This is a genomic window from Flavobacterium glycogeni, from assembly GCF_048286775.1.
In the GTDB taxonomy this organism is placed as follows: Bacteria; Bacteroidota; Bacteroidia; order Flavobacteriales; family Flavobacteriaceae; genus Flavobacterium.
In genome coordinates this window covers 224693-243387 of record NZ_JBLVPV010000005.1, presented here as the reverse complement: position 1 = coordinate 243387, position 18695 = coordinate 224693, and the positions used below count along the sequence as shown (strand labels likewise).

Sequence of the window (18695 nt, the reverse complement as noted above, 5' to 3'; positions counted from 1 at the left end):
AAGATTTCATTACTAACCTCGTAAAAGCTACAAGCAAAAAAGAGGTAATGAGTATCTGTGGATATAGCTATGTGTTTTTAGATGAAATTTGGACTATATAATACATGTGTTTGGTATTAATTAACACGTTCAATGGTGCCGGAGATACCTGGACTCCAACAATGATTAATTTTTTCGGATTCTGGTTATTCCAAATTCCGTTGGCTTATTTATTATCCAAATATTATAAAATGGGACCAACAGGTGTTTTTATAGCGATTCCCATAGCCGAAACCGCAATTACTTTGGCAAGTATCGTTCTCTACAAAAGGGGGAAGTGGAAACGTATAGAAGTATAACAAAAAGGGCTTAACAATTGTTAAGCCCTTTTTTATTTTAAACAACCTCATATCCTGAATACGCTTCTTCGATTTCATTCAAAGCGGCGAACAACTCTTCAGGTCTATCTAGCGTTACTAATTTTTGTTTGTGAGTTTTAAAAGAATGAATTCCTTTGAAATAATTGGTGTAATGTGGTCTTGTTTCAACAATTCCTAGTCTTTCTCCTTTCCATTCCATTGCCCAAGTGAGGTGATTTCGAACTGCTTCGACTCTATCAACAACAGTAGGCTTTGGCAAATGCTCGCCTGTTTTGAAGTAATGTTTGATTTCGTCGAAAATCCAAGGATAACCAATGGCTGCGCGACCAATCATAATTCCGTCGATATCGTATTCGTTTTTATAGTGTAATGCTTTTTCTGGAGAATCAATATCTCCGTTTCCGAAAATGGGCATCGTAATTCTTGGGTTGTTCTTTACTCGAGCAATATGCGACCAATCCGAATGTCCTTTGTACATTTGGGCACGAGTTCTGGCATGTATGCTCAAAGCTGCAACACCAATGTCTTGTAAACGCTCCGCAACCTCATCAATATTAATGGAATTATCGTCCCAACCCAAACGGGTTTTTACGGTTACTGGCAAATGGGTACTATCGATAACAGCCTGAGTCAAACGAATCATTAAATCTACATCTTTCAAAACGCCGGCACCGGCACCTTTACAAACGACTTTTTTGACAGGACAACCAAAATTAATATCTATTAAATCTGGATTTACTGCTGAAACAATTTTTGAAGACATAGCCATCGCTTCTTCGTCTCCTCCAAAAATTTGGATTCCTACGGGTCTTTCGTAATCGAAGATGTCTAATTTCATTCGGCTTTTGATGGCATCCCGAATCAATCCTTCGGAAGAAATAAATTCCGAGTACATCAAATCGGCACCATGTGCTTTGCACAATCTGCGAAAAGGCGGATCGCTCACATCTTCCATGGGCGCGAGAAGTAAAGGAAATTCTGGTAATATTATGTTGCCAATCTTGACCATTATTTTTAATTTTTTGCAAAATTACGGTTTTTAGACGTAAAAAAACAAAAATAGCAATAATACACTCATTATGACAGTGTTAAAGAGTGTTAACTCTGTTGTCAAAAAAGTAAATTGGCTTTCTGCTCATTGGGTTAAAAATCAATGGGTTCAAGATTTCTTTAGTCGTAAATTCAATTTTTGGGGTCACTCTTAATTTGGCTCTGAAACGATCTTTTAGTTCCAGCAAGAAAGTATCCGATTGTTGTTTTACGGCGATTTTTATAAGGATTTCATCTGTGCCTAAATCATTGGTTGAGATTTCGATAATGTGGCTTGTAATATTTTCAAAATCATTCAAAACATCATTCATTGCGGGCGGATATAATGTTGTCCCCTTGTATTTTATCATTTGCTGTTTTCGACCAATAACGGGTCCAACACGCAAAGTGTTTCTTCCGCAAGAGCATGGATCGGTATGTAATTGCACAATATCCCCTGTTTTAAAACGTACCAACGGCATGGCTTCAATTCCTAAAGTAGTAAAAGTCAACTCTCCCGATTCACCGTTTTTTACGGGTTTATTATTCTCATCTAAAACCTCTACAATGATTAATTCGGGATGATGATGACCGCCGATTGAATGTTCACATTCCGTAAAAGCTGTACTCATTTCGGTAGATGCATAAGTTGAAAACAACTTAATATCCCATTTATCCGTGATTTTTTTGGATAAGGTATTCATCGAAAAGTCTTGGTTTCTAAGGGATTCTCCAATGCAAACTGCTCCTTTTATTCCGGAATTATTATAATCAATAGTATGTGCGTCGGCATATTCTATGAGTTTTAATAAAAAAGAAGGAACGGTTATCAGATAGGTTGGTTTGTATTTTAAAATGGAATCCCATTGCAATTCCGGAATTCCGGCGCCAACTCGAATCACGCCAACCTTCATTTTTCGGAGCCCTAAAAAATAGGCCAATCCAGCCATAAACCGCCTGTCGATGGTAGTCATCAATTGCACGATATCGCCTTCTTTTATTCCTGCACAGCCAAAAGAAATAGCTTCGTTATACGCCAACCGGTCTAAATCCTTATCGGTTAAACCAAAAGTCACTGGATCTCCTAATGTCCCTGAAGTTGTGGCATAATCGATTATTTTATTGACGGGAACACACAAAAAATCATCATTGTGTTTTTGTAAATCTTCTTTGGTTGTAACCGGCAGCAATTGTAAATCTTCTATTGTTTTGATTTTGCCAATATCAATGTTTTTTTTCTGAAAAAGTCTTTTGTAAAAAGGTGATTTTTGATTCACATAATCTAAAAGTTCCAACAATTTTTGTTCCTGAAAAGCTTTAATTTCGGTTAATGTGGCGGTTTCTATTTTTGGAATCATTGCAGTTTTCTTTTAATTTTCTTTAAATACTTTTCAATTTCTTCTTTTTTAGGAAGCGTGGTAATTTCTTTGGTCAATGCTTTTTCGAATTGTTCTTGCGCCAATTTATATTCTTTTTTTTGATAAAAGGAAAGCCCTACTTTGTAATAAACAACCCAATAATCGGGATTCAAAGATTGGTAATTTCCGGCAAAATTGGTTGGTAAATCTTGTTTCTTTTTCAAAAAAGAATCTATTTTTCGGTCTTCAATTCGGTAGAGTTCATAATTTTTATATTCTTTGGTTTCCAAAAAAGGATCTTTTGGGATATTCAGATTTTCTTGTTCCAATGAAACTATGGAATCTTTTGAATGTCTATTCTTGAAAATTTTATTCAAATCATAACAAACAAATTCGCCCATTTGATAGGGATTTGATGAGACCCAAACCAATCGTTGTTCTGGTTTAAAAACAATTCCGTGATGCGCCAATAATTGATTCAGTGCTTTTTCATTTCCATAACCCAAAGCTAAATTATTCAAACCATCTTTATTTCGAAGAATTTCAACTGCTTTTTCAGGATTTATTTTTTTATTTTCATCAAATAATTCCACCATTCTTTCAAAACGATATTTAGAATGACTGTTTTTAATTTGTTTTTGATTCCTATTATTATTCTTTAAAGCCTCACTTTGAAAATGATTGGAACATAGCAATTGATTGTTGTTTGGAACATCATAAACACCTAAGCCATTTGGAGAAACTTCAATCAAAACCGCTTTTTTATCACGAGCACTTCCAATCATAATAGATTCGGAAACAAAAACTTTTCTGCTTTTGGCAATGGCAATCGCTTCTTCAATAGTTCTGGCATATTGCAATATTTCTCTCGTCAAAATAGAGACAGGAGTTTTGGCAATCAACGGAATTTTAGACTTCCCGGAATTAATTGTTACTGTCAATCCTTCGTTATTCATTCCTGAAATGGCGCCGATCATTCCTGCCCAAGTTACCATCATAAATGGGTAACCTTCTTTTGGATTAATAAAGGCAACAATTTTATCTTTGGCAAATTCATCACCGGCATAAAAGTCTAAATTTCGACCTATAATCAAACAGCCATCTTCCGATTTTTCGCCCCAAGCAGCAAAAGAAGAACAACCCACCAATGCCAAATCCTGTACGGCATGCCCTATATCATGAGCAGCATGCAAATACAAACTTCTAAGAAACGGGGAGGCGAGGTAGTCATATTCATGTGAGCTGTATCGGGAAATGCCATAAATTTCGGCTTGATATTCGTTAGGTACATTGAGGTATACTTTTCGATTGTACCATTTTAAAAAATTACGTAATAAACGTTGTTCGAATTTAGACGGAATGATTTCCTTTATTTTAGAGAAAAAAATGCGATCCTGTTTTTTTAATAATGAATCTGTCAAGCTTCCTATTGCTAATCCTCTTTCGAGTGGGTCGCCTTCTACATAAAGCTCCCAAAGACTTTGTTTATTTTTTAATAAAAAATTATTCCCCGAAGAAAAAATGGTACTCGATTGTTTTTTCACAACTGGAACAACGTTATTATACCCCGACAATTGTGGTTGATGACGCATTGATTTTGAAGTACCACATGAAATAATCATTAGGATAAACCCAAATAAAATTACAAATTGAAACTTTCTTTTCATACCCGTTAATTTATCATTTACTCCGAAAACTGATTGATTTTATTAACCAAATATTCCTTTCCAACAATTTCAGAACAGGTTACCACTGCACCAATTGTCACACCTAAAACACCGTGCATATTGATGCTTTGACCCGTCAAATATAAATTATCAAGCTTGGTTTTTGAAGCAATAAATGTTTTCAGCGGATTATTGGAGTCTTTCTCATAACCATACATATTCCCGTTATGTCCGCCAATGTAATCCCTGTATGAAAGCGGTGTGGATGTATGAATAGATTTGATGCAATTTCTAATCCCTGGAAATTTAAGCTCTATTTCCTGAAGAAATTTTTCGGATTTCCGGTTTTTAAATGATTCGTAACTTTCGCCTCTGTCTTCTTTCTCTGCAGCAGTATTATACGTTTGTTTCCAAGGTTTCAAATCATCAAATTTCATGTACGTGATAAACGTCATTCCATCAGCCCAAACTTCCTGTTTTTTGGAAGCATTCATCGAAGCCATAAATGCTTTTGGCCAGGTTTCCTCGGTATACTCATGTGCTCTCCAAACTTCATTACTATCCTTGAAATGGTAATAATTATGATTCAGATATCTGAACGTTTCTGGTTTGAAAACGATATACAAACTAAAAGCAGAAATTCCGCCTTCTAAACTCTGGATTCGATTATAAAACGATTTCCTGAAATTATCCTTGCCTGCCATTTTTAAAGTAGCCTTAGGATCTACATTAGATATAAAAAAACGGGCTGAAACTTCAGTGCCACCTTTCATCTTAACCGAATTCACCTTATTATTTTCTACCTCAAACTGAACAACTTCTTTGTGTTTATATACTTCTCCTCCGTGTCTTTTTAGTTGTTTAATCAACTGTTTGGTGATTTGGCTTCCGCCATTGATACAACGCCAAGAACTCTGAATATAAGAGTTTACCGATAAAGCATGAACATAAAAAGGGGACTTTTCGGCTATTCCGGCATATAAAAAATTAGATCCCGCAAGCACAGCTCTTAATTTTTTATTATCCGTTAGCTCATCGATGTATTGTTTTGCATTTATTGACAATATTTCACTGTCGTATTTCCCTTCCCAATTCAAATTATACAAAGGAAATGAATCACAGGTTTTTGCAATTTCGACACAATATTTCTGAATCGATTCTTTTTCTTCCGGAAAGTACTTCACTAATTGATTTGCAAAATTTTCATACCCTTGCGCATGTGGATATTCCTGATTTTCGTCTTCAAAAGAAATAATATCAAAACCATCCTCATCCATTTTTTTGAGTTTCAAATTATCCATAATGCCTAAATATTTGAAATATTTATACAAATTCTGGCCTTCACTCAATCCTCCGATATAATGTATTCCGGTATCGAAAATAGTTTTATCTCTGACAAAAGTTTGAAGATTCCCTCCAAACTGATTGTTTTTTTCGAGCACACAAACACTGTACCCTTCTTTCGCCAAGATAATTGCAGACACTAATCCGCCCAAACCACTTCCTATTACAACTACATCATATTGCTCTTTCATGCTGTCTTTTTCTTTAATACAATCAAATTGTCAATGTCAATAGCAATGTCAAATCCAAAATTCAATATAGAATCTTTTAAATTTGAGTTATTTAACAAAATAATAGTTGTCGTCAAGTTACTGATTTTCTCCAAATTAATATTAATGTTTTCATCTGAAATCAAAACCACATCATATTTGTTTGACTCGAAGTTTTCAACATTCTCAATATATTGAATCTTTCGTTTCTTTAGAATATAATTTGTTTTGGCAACCGCTCTTTTTTCTTCGTCTTGAATGAAAGAAACTATTTTACGCTGTGATTCCTGAAGCGAAAGCAACACATCTAATTGTCCGTAATCATTCCCGTAATGCAGTACTTTTGCTTTTGAGTCAATATACTTATTTAACTTGTGATACAGACCCAAATTGCGATTTAAATCATCTTTAACCGCACTTATTACTTCCATTTCTTTGAAGTCAAAACTATTAAAAATTATTTTTTTGAAATAGTCCGAACCTTCTAAATCTTGACGCATTTTTTGATAATGACCTTTAAAAAAAGCACTCATCTTCTTTGTTCTCGCAGAATAATCTTTTCCAAAACTCAGGTCATCAGGGGAGATTCTATTTAAAATTTCCACTGTTGTTTTTCCTCCATTAATAACGAAATCCCCTTTAGGCAATACTTCAGAATAGCCATGAATAACCACCGGAACAATATCTAATTGAAATTGTTCTGCCAAATAAAATGCGCCTTTATGAAATCGTTTAATCGAATTGTCCTCCGAACGGGTTCCCTCCGGAAAAACCATTAACGAAAACCCTTGTTCTACTTTTGCTCTCAAATGTTCTATTCCATTATCAATTCCACTTGAAACGGGATAAAAGCCTGCCAAACGAACTCCTTTACCAAAAATTGGGGAATTGTAAACCCAATCACTAACCAAAAATATAATTTTAGGGCTCAACATTCCAACAGCCAAAATATCCAGAAACGAGGTATGATTAGCAATTATTACAGCCGGTTTTTCAAACTTTTCATTTTGTGTGTTAATGATTTTTCTATGAATCGACGGATACGACATTAATACCGATTGCATGAATTTTGACATTACAAAATGGAATGCCTTTAGTTTCGATTTTTTCGAAAAAGGAATAATCTTCATTAACAAGACACTGATGATTGACAAAAGAAAACCGCCTAATCCATAATACGTAAACGAGAGAATAGAATGCAATAATCGTTTAATTTCAAAAGGAGGCTGGCCTTTTTTTACTCTATTGGTCACAAAGAAGTTAAAAACCAGTGGTTGTAAAATAAATGTAATCAATAAGGCTGAAAAAATACCAATTACCGAAATCATGGAAATGGATTTCAAAGCGGGGTGTTTTGCAAATATCAAAACACCAATTCCCAATATTGTTGTTGCTACAGAAAGCAAAATAGAAGTCCTGTAGGGGGCTAATTGTGCTTTCCCAAAGGTATGCTCTTTTTGCAAAGCTGTAGTCATGAAGATGCTGTAATCTACTCCAATTCCAAAAATCAAAGTACAAACAATAATGTTAACCACATTAAATTGCAAACCAAATAGCCCCATAATCCCGGTGGTGAATATCCAGCTAATCATAATTGGGATTATGCTAACAATGACAAGCTCAATTTTTCTAAAAGCAAAAACAAGAATAAAAAAAACAGCAATAAAGGAGTAATTTACTAGGTCTTCAAAATTTGTTTTTAAAGAGCCTAAAAATGTTTCATTGGTCTCTTGTCTATCAATGACAACAATGTTTTCTTGCTTTTTTATTTTATTTACAAAGGCATCTCTTTTATCTATTGGGACTTTGACAAGAGTCGAGACAGTATAAAATCCATTCTTTTGAGCAATAAACTCCTCTAGAAAAAAGGATTTTACTTTAGCGTATTCGCTAAAAGGAATTGGTTCGAATTCTTTATCTAAAGTATCATAAAATTTCGAAAAGGAATTGGCTTTGAATCCAAATGTATTTCCGTTCGAGATGAGTTGATTTTTAAGTTCTGATTTTTTTTGAGTATTCCAAAAGTTATTCCATTCCTGAATTTTTTGCTTTTGCATTGCTTCAGAAAATACAATTCCACCAATAGAACTGAAATTCTGAATTTGACTCGTATTCTTTTCTTTTTCTAATGCAGCAAAAAGGGCATTGTTTTTATTTAAAACGTCCTCGTAACTCTTTCCATATGTAGCTAAATAAATAGATTTTGAGGAAATTGCCGTAATATTTTCTAACTCTTTCTCTGCCGTTTTCAGTTCAGGAGTCATGAAGTTTATAGCCGAAAGATCGTTGTTGAAAGTAACTTTAGAATAAGTGAAAAATGAAATTATCAAAAGAACCAGAACCGAAACAACAAGAAATTTGCTTTTATGATACGAATAGAGTCCTAGTTTATCAATGCTGTTATTCTTTGGGATTAAAACTTTATTTTTTGTTTTATATAACAACGGAATAAGAATTAACGAGAATATTGATGTGGAAATAACGCTCAAAGAAGCAAAAATACCCAAGTCTTTTAGCGCTTCCGATTTTATAAAAAACAAACATAGAAAGGTAATTGCCGTTGTAATTCCACATAATAAAAGCGGCTTCGTAATGTCTTTATAAAGTAGTTTTACATTTTTGTTATTTCTTAGATGTGTCAGAACATAAATTGAATAATCGGTGGTTTCACCCAGTAAAACAGAACTGATTCCGAGTGAAATAGCCGAAATTGTACCTTTCCAAAAATACAAAACCGCCAAAGCAAACAGCGCTCCAAATAACGAAGGAATAAAAATAATAACTGGTGTTAATATACTTCTGTAAAAGTAAATAAGAAGAAGCATCAGGCTTATTACTGCAAATATGGACGTATTCTGAACATCCGATTTTATTTGTGTAGCATTGGCAACCGCAACAGGTGTAGCCCCAAAATAACTCATCACAGCTTTATCGCTAAATTCAGCATTAAGATTCTCTTTTATAGCATTCAATTTTTCTATAAAAAGGGTGTTTTTATCCGTTTCGTTAGCTGATAATTTAGGTGTTATAAAAAGCAGTATGTTTTTCTTGTCTTTGGTTATTACAAATCCATTGTGCAATTCAAAGTCGTCGCCAACACCAAGCTGCTGCAACTTTTTTAGAGCTATGAATGAAATTCCAAGAGGGTCTTGAAGTATAAAATCCTTAGAAACAATTCCTGTAGGTGCTATTAATGTTTTATAACTCCCTTCGACAATTTTGGCTACACTATCTTTCTGAATTTTATTTTGAATGGTTGCATAATCCGCTTTATCTAGAAAAAGCGGCAAATTAGCATTGACAAAATCAAATGTTTCTTGAATGTTTTCATCCGCTATTTTTCCTTGAATTTTTCCTATATACGGTTTACAATTAGCGTTTAAACTATCCAAAAACAGGTTTGCATATTGTGCCAAATCTTCGGGAGAACCGTTCTGTTTGCCAGTGATTATTATAGCAATTTTATCAGCAAAGTCAACTTGTTCTAATACTTTAGAAGTAACGCTAGATTGGTTATTTGAAGGTATTAACTGGTTTATATTTTCTTGAAAAGTAATCCTGGAAGCAAAAAATCCGAATACTAAAAGCATCGAAAATAAAATTCCAATAGATAGGAATTTGTGTTTATTGGCAAACGTATGGACAGCAACTAAAAAGTTATGCATTCTCTATTTTTTTATTTTTAATTGTACTAAAAAAAGTCATTAAGACATAGCCCAAAACGCCGAGAGTAATTGCCATAATTGTTGCCAATAAAAAACTGCCCACAACATATTGACCAATATTGTTTTTAATATCAGTAAAAGTAATGGATTTATCTAAAAATAACGGTTTGTCAGAATGAATAAAACCGCTTCCTAATTTCAAAGACCCATAAATAATAAAAGGAATCATTGGCGGAAAACTAATATTAGAAAAGGTAAACGAAATGGCTTTATTCAGTTTAAATACAACCGCCAAAAACAGAACAAGAACCGTTTGAAATCCCCAAAACGGAGAGATTCCGATAAAAATCCCTAACGCAATTGAACCCGCTTTTCTTGCATTAGAATCATTGCTTTCCAGGATATTCTCCAGAAAAAACTTCCTGATTCCTTTTTTTTTTAGGCTGCGAAAAAAGTCCCTAGGCTTAATATAAGCCAAAGTAATAATGACCAAAACGGTATTCAAAATACTAATTCGAGTAAAATCTTTAAAGGGTCTAAAATGCGAAACCCGTTCCGTTGGATCATACAAAACCTGAATTGGCATATTCACTACATTAATGTTTTTCCAAGCGGAGCGTACAATAACTTCAATCTCAAATTCAAATTTGTTAGTGAAATATTTTTTTGGTATTTGTTGAAGCGGATACAATCTATAACCTGACTGGGTGTCTTCTAACCGGATTCCTGTTTCAAACCAAAACCAAAAATTAGAAAATTTATTACCGAAACTACTTTTTTTAGGAACGCCTTCCTGCATCATGTTCCGGCTTCCTATGATTAATACCTCGTCTTCCTTTTCTAGTACATCAATAAATTTCGGAATATCGGATGCAAAATGTTGCCCGTCAGAATCGATCGTAATGACATAGTTATAATTTAGTTCTATTGCTTTTTTAAAACCCGCTCGCAGTGCCAACCCTTTTCCACTGTTTTTGGAAAAATGCATTTGAACCAGATTCTTATAATTTTCTAAAATTAGTGCTGTTTCATCAGTAGAACCATCATTAACAATAATAACATTTGAAGTATAAAGTAAGACCGAATCTAAAACCCGTTTTAAAGTTTTACAGTTATTATACGTGGGTACAATAACACAAACTTTCAGTCGATTGACACTGTCAATATCATATAAAATACCTCCCATTTATTTGTCGCTGCTAACTATTTGACAGTTTGTTTTTCTATTGCTGAAAAACTTTTGGATTGCATAATAAATTTTTTCACATACTCCTTCAAAGTTGCAGATTGCTCCTTATAATGGAGCAATATGAAATCCTTATCTTCTTTTATGTTTTTATTATATTTTACAATTTTAGGTACGTTTTCCTGAATACTCAAACGAATCAATCGTATTTCTATAGAATTCGGTTCGTTTGCTACAGCAAATTCCACCAGTTTTGCACCTTCTTTAAAAGCTTTCGTTTTATCCGCAACTTTTTTTGCAAATTTCGACAGCAATATTATCGATGCGCCTTTGTAAGCCACCAGTGTTTTATTGTCATCATTTGTAATACACGCAAGTTTTGAGGACAATTCTTTTGATAAACTTTCTGAATTCACCGCACTTAGGTATAATTTTCTAATTTCTGAAAGCTCAGGATTAGAAAAAAAATTAAGCAGTAGAACTAATGAGAAAAACAATTTCATGATGCTATTTTTTTGTAAACACTACTTAATTTTAGTGCTACCGTTTCATTAAAAAAGGTCGTATTTTTTACTTTTACTAAGCCGTCTTCCGCTATTACAACATCCAATTCTAAACGCAATTCAGGCGTGACATCCGGATTAATTAAAGCCATAAATTTCACATTCGTAAGGGTTTGCATCATCAAACTGCTTTCAACGATTTGTTCCGTTAGTTCTTTGATAATTTGCATCATACACACTCCCGGCATAATTGGATTTCCAGGAAAATGTCCTTTAAAAATCTCATGTTTTTCATTAATCAAAATAGTAGCCGAATACTTTTGGGTATCGATTTTTTGTAATGAAAGTATTTTGTAGAAATCTTTTAAAAGCATGTTTATTTTTATTTTACATCAAATGTATACGTTGCCCCCAATTGGAAAACAACATTTGTATGGTTAACATCTGTATCTATTACCGGAACAATCCCTTTTTTCACTCTTGCTTCTATTCCAAAATTTGAATTGAAATTATAACCTGCTCCTAAGATAAAAGCCAAATCAACATCGCTATTGGTGTCAAAATTATTATCTACCACAAAATCAATTGTGGGACCAACATGAACATTAAATTTATCACTAAAAGTAAATTTATTCAGCATCTTTAATGACAAATAAGCAACATCCAAATCGACAGTTTGATTATTTGCTGTTCTATAATTTGATCCTTGGGAAGTGTATTCAATTTCGGGCTGTAAGGTATAATATTTGGTAAGTTTTAAAGCACCATAAAAACCAAGATAAAAATCTGTTTTTGATGAATATTTATCTGTGTTGGTGGATGGCACATAATTACCGTTACTGTCATAGTAATAATTATTATAATTATCCCCTTTTGTAAAATGCGAGAAGTTCAAACCGGCTCTTAATCCTGGTTTGAAAGTAACTTGAGCTTTTGTTTGAGTAATTCCGAAAAAGACACAGAGTGCGATGAAAATTCCTTTTTTCATATTGTTTATTGTTTAAAATAATTGAGTTCTATTCTTAGTTTTATATTTTGATGTTGAATGACAATCTTTTCCGCAAAAATATTGTTTTCTGAAGCAAAATTGATGTTTATTTTTTCTTTTGTTTTAGATGAATGTACAATTTTGTATAACTTTTCGCTTGCTTTTGATACAAAAAGGGTGTTAAATCGATTTCCTTCTTTGGATTTATAAACTTTATCGGTTGCATTCTCGAATTGCTCTTTAATCAAAAATTGGTTTCTAAGAAGCAACCTGAAATCTGTTTTTAAGGTGTTGATAAGGATTTTTTTATCTAATTCTTCTACAATTGAATTGACTTTAAAATCGGTTTCAGAAATTTCAAAATCCAGTAATTTATTGCCAAATTCAGTCGTAAAAACGACTCTGTGTGTGCTATCGTTTATCTTTTTTGCGATAAAAACTCCCGTTAATTCATTTCCATAAACGGTTATGTTCGCTTTATACACATAATCGATTTCTGGATTTGAAAAATACGGTGCATTATACGTTGTTGTTTCTAAAGTTACTGGTGTAAAATCATTTACAACTTGTGTGGCACAAGAAGACAAGATAACAACCAGCAAACAATTAATTAATAAAAACGGAATCGTCAATTTTCGCATTTAACACTTTATTTTTTAAAACAATTCGGGTATAATCTTCTGATGATTCAAGGAGTTTTACTTGAACCACTGTCGCATCTACTTTGTCAAAAGTCAATTCAATTTGTTTGATGTACTTTTTTAGTGTAGCATCTTTTGGAATGAACTTGGTAATGTTTTGCCCTTTATTTTTGAAATAGCTTATCGTAAATTCTTTGTCATCAAACATATCCCCGCTCACACTCCCTACGATAAGCTTGTTGATTTTTGCAAATATTTTACTGCTTCCAATATCAACGGCGCTTTTTTTCCCTTCATCATTGATCAGGATTTTTCCGTTCTTGAAAATAATGCTGTAACTATAGGGTTTTTTATATTGCCATAGCAACAAACCCGGCTCCTTGAAGATCATTTTCCCTGAAGTTTCAATGTCTTTCGACAAAAAATCCATGTGTTTGTATTGTGTAAAATCAGTGCTTAAAGACTTTATTTTTTTAGAAACAACCGCAACTGATTGTTTGAAAGCAACAATTTCGCTTTCGGTCATTTTTTGTTCTTGGGCAAACGAAGACCAGTTACAAAGGCATAAAAATAATACAAATAAATAAATTTTAATTTTCATAAGCTTCTATATTCAAAAGTTGTTCTAACGAAACAACGGTGTAATTGTTTTTTTGCAAAAATTGCAAAAATTGTTCCAAAACATTTACGGTGTGTAAAGAGGTATCGTGCAAAAGTACAATTCCGCCCGGCTTTACACGTTTTATAATTCTATCAAAAATCTTTTTTTCGTTTTTAATCACACCGTCCAAAGATCTAATATTCCAGCCAATTACTTTATGCTTTGTAATTTCTAAAGCACGACGAATGGAGGGGTTTGTAACTCCGTAGGGAGGGCGAAAAAGTTGCGTTTTCTTTCCCGAAATTTTCTCAATTAGCGCATTTGTTTTTTGTAATTCTTCTTTTACTTTATTTTTTCTATAAAAATCAAAAAAATGAGAATGACTGAACGAATGATTTCCCACAAGATGTCCTTCGGCGACAATGCGTTGGAGAATTTCAGGATGTTTTTCGATGTTTTTTCCGATGCAAAAAAAAGTGGCCTTAGCATCGTATCTTTTTAATAAATCCAAAACCAACAAAGTCATTTCGTGTGGACCATCATCAAATGTTAAGGCTATTTTATTTTCTTTTTCCAGATGATTATTACAATAGGCTTTTACATGATAATTTGAAGAAATAAATGAAGAGCCAATCATTACAATTAAAAACCAAATAAAACCAATAGCAACAAAATAGCCAATTCCAATTGTTACAAAAAGACTCAAAAAAGCCAGTAACATTAAAATTGAGATGAAAAAAAGTGTTGTTATTCTGTGTTTCAACATCTTGAAATTAAAGTAAAACTATGATCAATCCCTTTGTATTGATTGTATAAAAGGATCGTTTTATACTCTGGATTTTCTAAGGTATTTACTTTTAAAATTTCAGGAATTTGTTGCGTTTTGATGATTTTTGTACCCACCCACAATCCAAATGCAGAAGCGGTATTGAATTCTCCGCACAAATGTTTGTAATAAACCTGTGGTGTATTTACAAAAGCATTTTCTGAAATATTTTTGTAAAACGTGTCATATTCGACATCGCCATTGTAGCCTAAAATAACTGCGTCAATATCAGAAATTTGCAATGAATTAGTATTCAGAAAAGTTTTTATTTTATCTTCAAGGACCTCTATTTTCAGTTTGTTCAGGATTTCAACATCCAAAACTTCAGCATAAGTATTCTCTTTTTTTTCGTTTTCCAAAGCAAAAAAAGTGGCTCCTTCTCCATATACAGCTCCCTTTGTAGTTGAATTTAAAACGCAGTAAGGACTTTGGTTTTCTTTTTTTATGAATCCGGCCAATTTAAAAAGCGACATGGTGTAATCGGCTGTTTCATCAATTCCTCCAATTAAAACGGTTGACGCTTCCTCTTCTTCCATTTTCATTTTTGCATCCAAAAGAGCCGATTCAAAAGAAACTGAACCATTCACGTACGTTAAATTATATGCTTTACACTGCAATCCCAAAGCAATTTGAGCGCCAACAGTATTGTGTGTCGATTGAATAAAAGAGGTTGGCGTTAGGAATTCCTCCTTATTATCGAGGATCGTTTTTAAAAACTTTTCCGAATCTTCAATGCAACCCATTCCGGTTCCGGTAATAATTGCATCAACGACAGTTATATTTGCCTCTTTCATGGCCAATGCCGAAGCTACAATCCCATTTTTCACGCCTTTTGCCATTCTTCGAATTGCTGTTGGCGAAATAAAATCCTTATAAATTGGGGCTTTTAATGAAAGTATAGTGTCGTTTTCATTTAACTCTGCTTCTTCCAAAAAAACAGTATCAACTGTTTTTTGAGCCGAAATGCAACCTACGCCATTGATATATGTCTTTCTCATTCGCTTTTAGAAAATATAAGAGTCGAACAATTCCCGCCAAATCCGAAAGAATTCGACAAAACATGTTCTATGTTTTTATGTTTTAAAGTCGTTTGTGGTATTAAATTAAATTCTTCCATCGGGGTTTTAAAATTCAGATTAGGAAAAACCACATTATTCTGAATTGCCAAAACACTATAAACAGCTTCGATAGCTGCAGCTGCAGCCAGAGTATGACCCGTAAACGGTTTGGTAGAACTGAAATCGGGGGTTTTATTTTCTCCAAAAATCCGCACAATGGCTCTTCCTTCGGACAAATCATTATTGGGCGTTGCCGTTCCGTGCACATTGATATAATCAATCTGCTCCGGTTTTAAATTCGCAACCTGAAATGCTTTTTCCATGGCCAAAAAAGCGCCATCTCCATTTTCTGAAGAGGCAGTCTGATGAAAAGCATCGTTTGCATTTCCATATCCAGAAACACGCGCCAAGACTTTTTTGTTTTCTTTCTCAACAATCGCATCGGATTCTAAAACCAAATAAGCGGCTGCTTCGCCCAGATTCAATCCTTTTCTGTCAGTATCAAATGGCATATTATAACCATCCGATAAAATCATTAGCGTTTTGAATCCGTTGATCGTAAATTTTGCCAAAGCATCGGTTCCGCCAACAATCACTCGGTCCAGTTTCCCTGTTTTTATCAATCGTGCGCCAAGCATAATCGCGTTGGCCGCCGAGGAACAAGCGGTACTTATAGTGGTTACCATTCCTTGTAAACCCAACTCATCGGCAATTTTGTGGGCCACATCGCCGCCTTCATGACAGCTGATGTATTTTATAAGATTTTCATTTTCAAAATAGTCATAATAATGCGTTTCGGTCATGTCCATACCGCCAACGCTTGTTGCCGAAATTAATCCCGTTTTGTATTCATTTATCGAACTAATTCCAGCATTTTCTAGGGCTTGTTTAGCAGCAATTGCACCCAGCAAAGCCGATCTGGAGAAATTATTATCCGTGGAAAGTTGTAATTCATCTGCTAATTGTTGGTTTGTTTTTTTAATTTCCCCAACTTTAATCACAGCTTTATGAACCGTAGGAATATTTTCGATAGTTGAAATCGCAGCTTTATTATTCACTAATGAAAAATAGTTTTCTTCTACCGTATTCCCGATGGCAGATATAATTCCCATTCCGGTTATCGCAACTCCTTTATTCATTGATTTTAGACTTCTTAGATTTTTAGATTCCTTAGATTTTTAGACTTCTTAGCCAGTATAATGTCTAAGAAGTCTAAAAATCTAAGTAGTCTATAATAGATTACTTGGTTCTATTGCTAGTGATGTAACTTCCCATCGTTTCAATGGATTGAAAAATTATTTTCCCCTCTTTTGGGTCAAGTAATTTGATTCCATAATCTTTATCTAACATAACGATAAGCTCTAAGGCATCAATAGAATCAAGTCCTAAACCATCACCAAACAAAGGATCATTGTCGTTGATGTCTTCCAGATTAATGTCTTCTAAATTCAAAACGGCTATTATTTTTTCTTTTAATTCCTGTTTTAATGCTTCCATAATTTATTTACTATATAATTTTTCTACTGTTTCTTTTTGATGTTCTATGTTTCCCTCCGTCCCTACTAAATAGAGAAAGGCTTTGTATTCTTCGTTGTAATATTCTACCCAACCGCAAAGTACTTTATCCGCTTTTTTTGTGTTCAACAAGACGTTTGCATAATTCGTCATAAACACTGGGTTGAAGGCTTCAAATATAAAGAAAGAATTTTCACTTTTCAGTTGATGCCGAATACTAATTTCCCCCAAACAAATATTAGGCAGGGTATAAACAAAAACGGCCGGACTCGGATAATAATTTTCTTTGTCGGAGATAGAGTTTTGGAATTTCACATCCGTATCCAAACTTGATGATTTATTGGCAAATAACAAGGCAATATTGTTCTCTTTTGTAGCATCAATTTCTTTATTTAAAAGCATTTCAGCTCCTAAGAACGCAAGTTTGCTCAAACTATCCATCTTGAAAAATTTTGGATAATTCATTTCAAACTTTTGATACGCTTTCTTTGAAAAATCAGAGAATGAAGTGGGTTCTGTATTAAAAACAGTTTCTCCGTTCAGAATAATTTCGTTTTCTTGAATGGTACAAAAAGATTGTATGTAGGTTTTATTTGTTGTCATTAGTTCACTTTTTCGAATAAAACTGCCGTATTGCAACCTCCAAAACCCGAGGCTGTTTTTAGAAAATAATGGCTGTTTTTATTTTGATTTTTTTCAATGATGTTAATGGCTTGACTTACTCCTAATTCATCAAATCCAAAAGAAGCAAATAATTTACTTTCCAGAACTGACTGAATTCCGATGACGGTTTCCAGTAATCCGGACGCACCCAAAGTATGTCCATAATACCCTTTCAAACTATTTACAGGAACATTTTCAAGTCCCAATCTATTAAATGCAATCGCTTCCATTTCATCATTGAAAGATGTTGCCGTTCCGTGAGCAGAAATATAATCAATTTGATTTGGATTTATTTCGGCTTCTGCCAAAGCGCTTTCAATACTTCTGAAAAGTCCTTCGCCTGTTCTTGATGGTCCCGAGATATGATTGGCATCGTTGATGGAACCATCACCGATAATTTTTATTTTTGCATTTTCTTTATTAGATGAAACCAAAACTGCTGCAGCAGCTTCACCTAATGTTACACCAGTTCTATTTTTAGAATACGGTTTACAAGGCGTATCACTCATGGCTTGAAAGGAATTAAATCCCGACAAGACAAATTCCGAAACCTCATCGCCGGCAACTATAAATATGTTATCGTACATTTCGCTTTGAATCAATCTTTTGGCAATTGATATCGCTAAAACTCCCGATACGCAGGCGTTTGAAACGACAATAGGCTCGGTTGTAAATCCAAAGTAATCGGCAATTGTTTTGGCTAGTTGATGCAAATGTGCTTTTGCTATGTTTTCTTCCGTTGCGTTTTCTAAAGCCGTTATGTTCCCTTTAGTTGTAGAAAGTATAAATGCTGTTTTTTCGTTTAAATCTAACTTTGAATTTTCAACAATGGGTTGCAATGCCAAAATCATCATTTTTTCTAATCTTGTATAATTTTGTGACTGAGTAATTTTGGCGAAAGCCTCATTCAATTTCTCATCATCAATTATTGAAGCATAGAAAGGATCTCTCATCAATCCAGAATTTTGATGCAATTGAATACCCGAAATTCCGCCGTCAATATTTTTGATATTGGTGGCGACATCAAACCCAATGGGCGTAATGCAATTTGTTTCGGTTATATAAACTTCTTTTAGCATTTTC

Annotated in this window: 17 protein-coding genes and 1 pseudogene; 1 reads left to right on the top strand and 17 read right to left on the bottom strand. The window is 33.8% G+C overall.

The genetic code is table 11. The features are described 5' to 3' along the window. Window positions 1-110 precede the first annotated feature (110 nt). Window positions 111-338 (top strand): annotated as a pseudogene (locus ACNQGX_RS06395) (MATE family efflux transporter); the annotation flags it as partial. 37 nt (window positions 339-375) lie between these two features. Here the strand turns inward: ACNQGX_RS06395 and dusB are convergent. The 17 genes from dusB to ACNQGX_RS06310 form a co-directional block, all read right to left on the bottom strand. Continuing rightward, on the bottom strand, window positions 376-1368 hold the full coding sequence (gene dusB / locus ACNQGX_RS06390; RefSeq protein ID WP_417975102.1) for a tRNA dihydrouridine synthase DusB: 993 nt from the start codon (window positions 1366-1368) through the stop codon (window positions 376-378). A gap of 79 nt (window positions 1369-1447) precedes the next feature. Then, entirely contained in the window at window positions 1448-2746 is a 1299-nt protein-coding gene (gene flxY, locus ACNQGX_RS06385) for a flexirubin biosynthesis putative acyl-CoA ligase FlxY (protein ID WP_417975100.1), read from the bottom strand. Continuing rightward, window positions 2743-4413, bottom strand: coding sequence for a C45 family autoproteolytic acyltransferase/hydolase (locus ACNQGX_RS06380; protein WP_417975098.1), 1671 nt, complete (start codon window positions 4411-4413; stop codon window positions 2743-2745). Before ACNQGX_RS06380 ends, flxY begins: the two co-directional genes overlap by 4 nt. A 17-nt stretch (window positions 4414-4430) precedes the next feature. Beyond that, complete coding sequence (locus ACNQGX_RS06375; protein ID WP_417975096.1) at window positions 4431-5948, bottom strand: phytoene desaturase family protein; 1518 nt, start codon at window positions 5946-5948, stop codon at window positions 4431-4433. Beyond that, window positions 5945-9631, bottom strand: a complete 3687-nt coding sequence (locus tag ACNQGX_RS06370; RefSeq protein ID WP_417975094.1) for a 1-acyl-sn-glycerol-3-phosphate acyltransferase — start codon at window positions 9629-9631, stop codon at window positions 5945-5947. Before ACNQGX_RS06370 ends, ACNQGX_RS06375 begins: the two co-directional genes overlap by 4 nt. Next, window positions 9624-10817 carry a DUF2062 domain-containing protein gene (locus ACNQGX_RS06365; RefSeq protein ID WP_417975092.1) on the bottom strand — a complete coding sequence of 398 codons (1194 nt, stop codon included), beginning with the start codon at window positions 10815-10817 and terminating at the stop codon, window positions 9624-9626. Before ACNQGX_RS06365 ends, ACNQGX_RS06370 begins: the two co-directional genes overlap by 8 nt. A 17-nt stretch (window positions 10818-10834) precedes the next feature. Further along, window positions 10835-11320: a hypothetical protein gene (locus tag ACNQGX_RS06360; RefSeq protein ID WP_417975090.1), complete on the bottom strand. Its 486-nt coding sequence runs from the start codon at window positions 11318-11320 to the stop codon at window positions 10835-10837. Beyond that, on the bottom strand, window positions 11317-11694 hold the full coding sequence (locus ACNQGX_RS06355) for an ApeI family dehydratase (protein WP_417975088.1): 378 nt from the start codon (window positions 11692-11694) through the stop codon (window positions 11317-11319). The genes ACNQGX_RS06360 and ACNQGX_RS06355 overlap by 4 nt, the downstream gene beginning before the upstream one ends. A gap of 8 nt (window positions 11695-11702) precedes the next feature. Beyond that, a complete protein-coding gene (locus tag ACNQGX_RS06350) occupies window positions 11703-12308 on the bottom strand; it encodes an outer membrane beta-barrel protein (RefSeq protein WP_417975086.1) in 606 nt (201 codons plus the stop codon). Between the two features lie 5 nt (window positions 12309-12313). After that, window positions 12314-12949 carry a flexirubin biosynthesis protein LolB2 gene (gene lolB2 / locus ACNQGX_RS06345; protein ID WP_417975084.1) on the bottom strand — a complete coding sequence of 212 codons (636 nt, stop codon included), beginning with the start codon at window positions 12947-12949 and terminating at the stop codon, window positions 12314-12316. Continuing rightward, on the bottom strand, window positions 12915-13550 hold the full coding sequence (gene lolA2, locus ACNQGX_RS06340; protein WP_417975082.1) for a flexirubin biosynthesis/transport protein LolA2: 636 nt from the start codon (window positions 13548-13550) through the stop codon (window positions 12915-12917). The genes lolB2 and lolA2 overlap by 35 nt, the downstream gene beginning before the upstream one ends. After that, window positions 13540-14271 carry a polysaccharide deacetylase family protein gene (locus ACNQGX_RS06335; protein WP_417975080.1) on the bottom strand — a complete coding sequence of 244 codons (732 nt, stop codon included), beginning with the start codon at window positions 14269-14271 and terminating at the stop codon, window positions 13540-13542. Before ACNQGX_RS06335 ends, lolA2 begins: the two co-directional genes overlap by 11 nt. A 38-nt stretch (window positions 14272-14309) precedes the next feature. Next, window positions 14310-15374, bottom strand: a complete 1065-nt coding sequence (locus ACNQGX_RS06330) for a beta-ketoacyl synthase chain length factor (RefSeq protein WP_417975078.1) — start codon at window positions 15372-15374, stop codon at window positions 14310-14312. Beyond that, a complete protein-coding gene (locus ACNQGX_RS06325) occupies window positions 15371-16573 on the bottom strand; it encodes a beta-ketoacyl-[acyl-carrier-protein] synthase family protein (protein ID WP_417975076.1) in 1203 nt (400 codons plus the stop codon). Before ACNQGX_RS06325 ends, ACNQGX_RS06330 begins: the two co-directional genes overlap by 4 nt. Before the next feature lie 100 nt (window positions 16574-16673). Further along, window positions 16674-16931 (bottom strand): phosphopantetheine-binding protein, encoded by a 258-nt coding sequence (locus ACNQGX_RS06320; RefSeq protein ID WP_417975074.1) that lies wholly within the window; start codon window positions 16929-16931, stop codon window positions 16674-16676. Between the two features lie 3 nt (window positions 16932-16934). Next, window positions 16935-17552: a 3-oxoacyl-ACP synthase gene (locus ACNQGX_RS06315; protein WP_417975072.1), complete on the bottom strand. Its 618-nt coding sequence runs from the start codon at window positions 17550-17552 to the stop codon at window positions 16935-16937. Next, window positions 17552-18691, bottom strand: coding sequence for a beta-ketoacyl-[acyl-carrier-protein] synthase family protein (locus tag ACNQGX_RS06310; protein WP_417975070.1), 1140 nt, complete (start codon window positions 18689-18691; stop codon window positions 17552-17554). The genes ACNQGX_RS06315 and ACNQGX_RS06310 overlap by 1 nt, the downstream gene beginning before the upstream one ends. Window positions 18692-18695 lie beyond the last annotated feature (4 nt).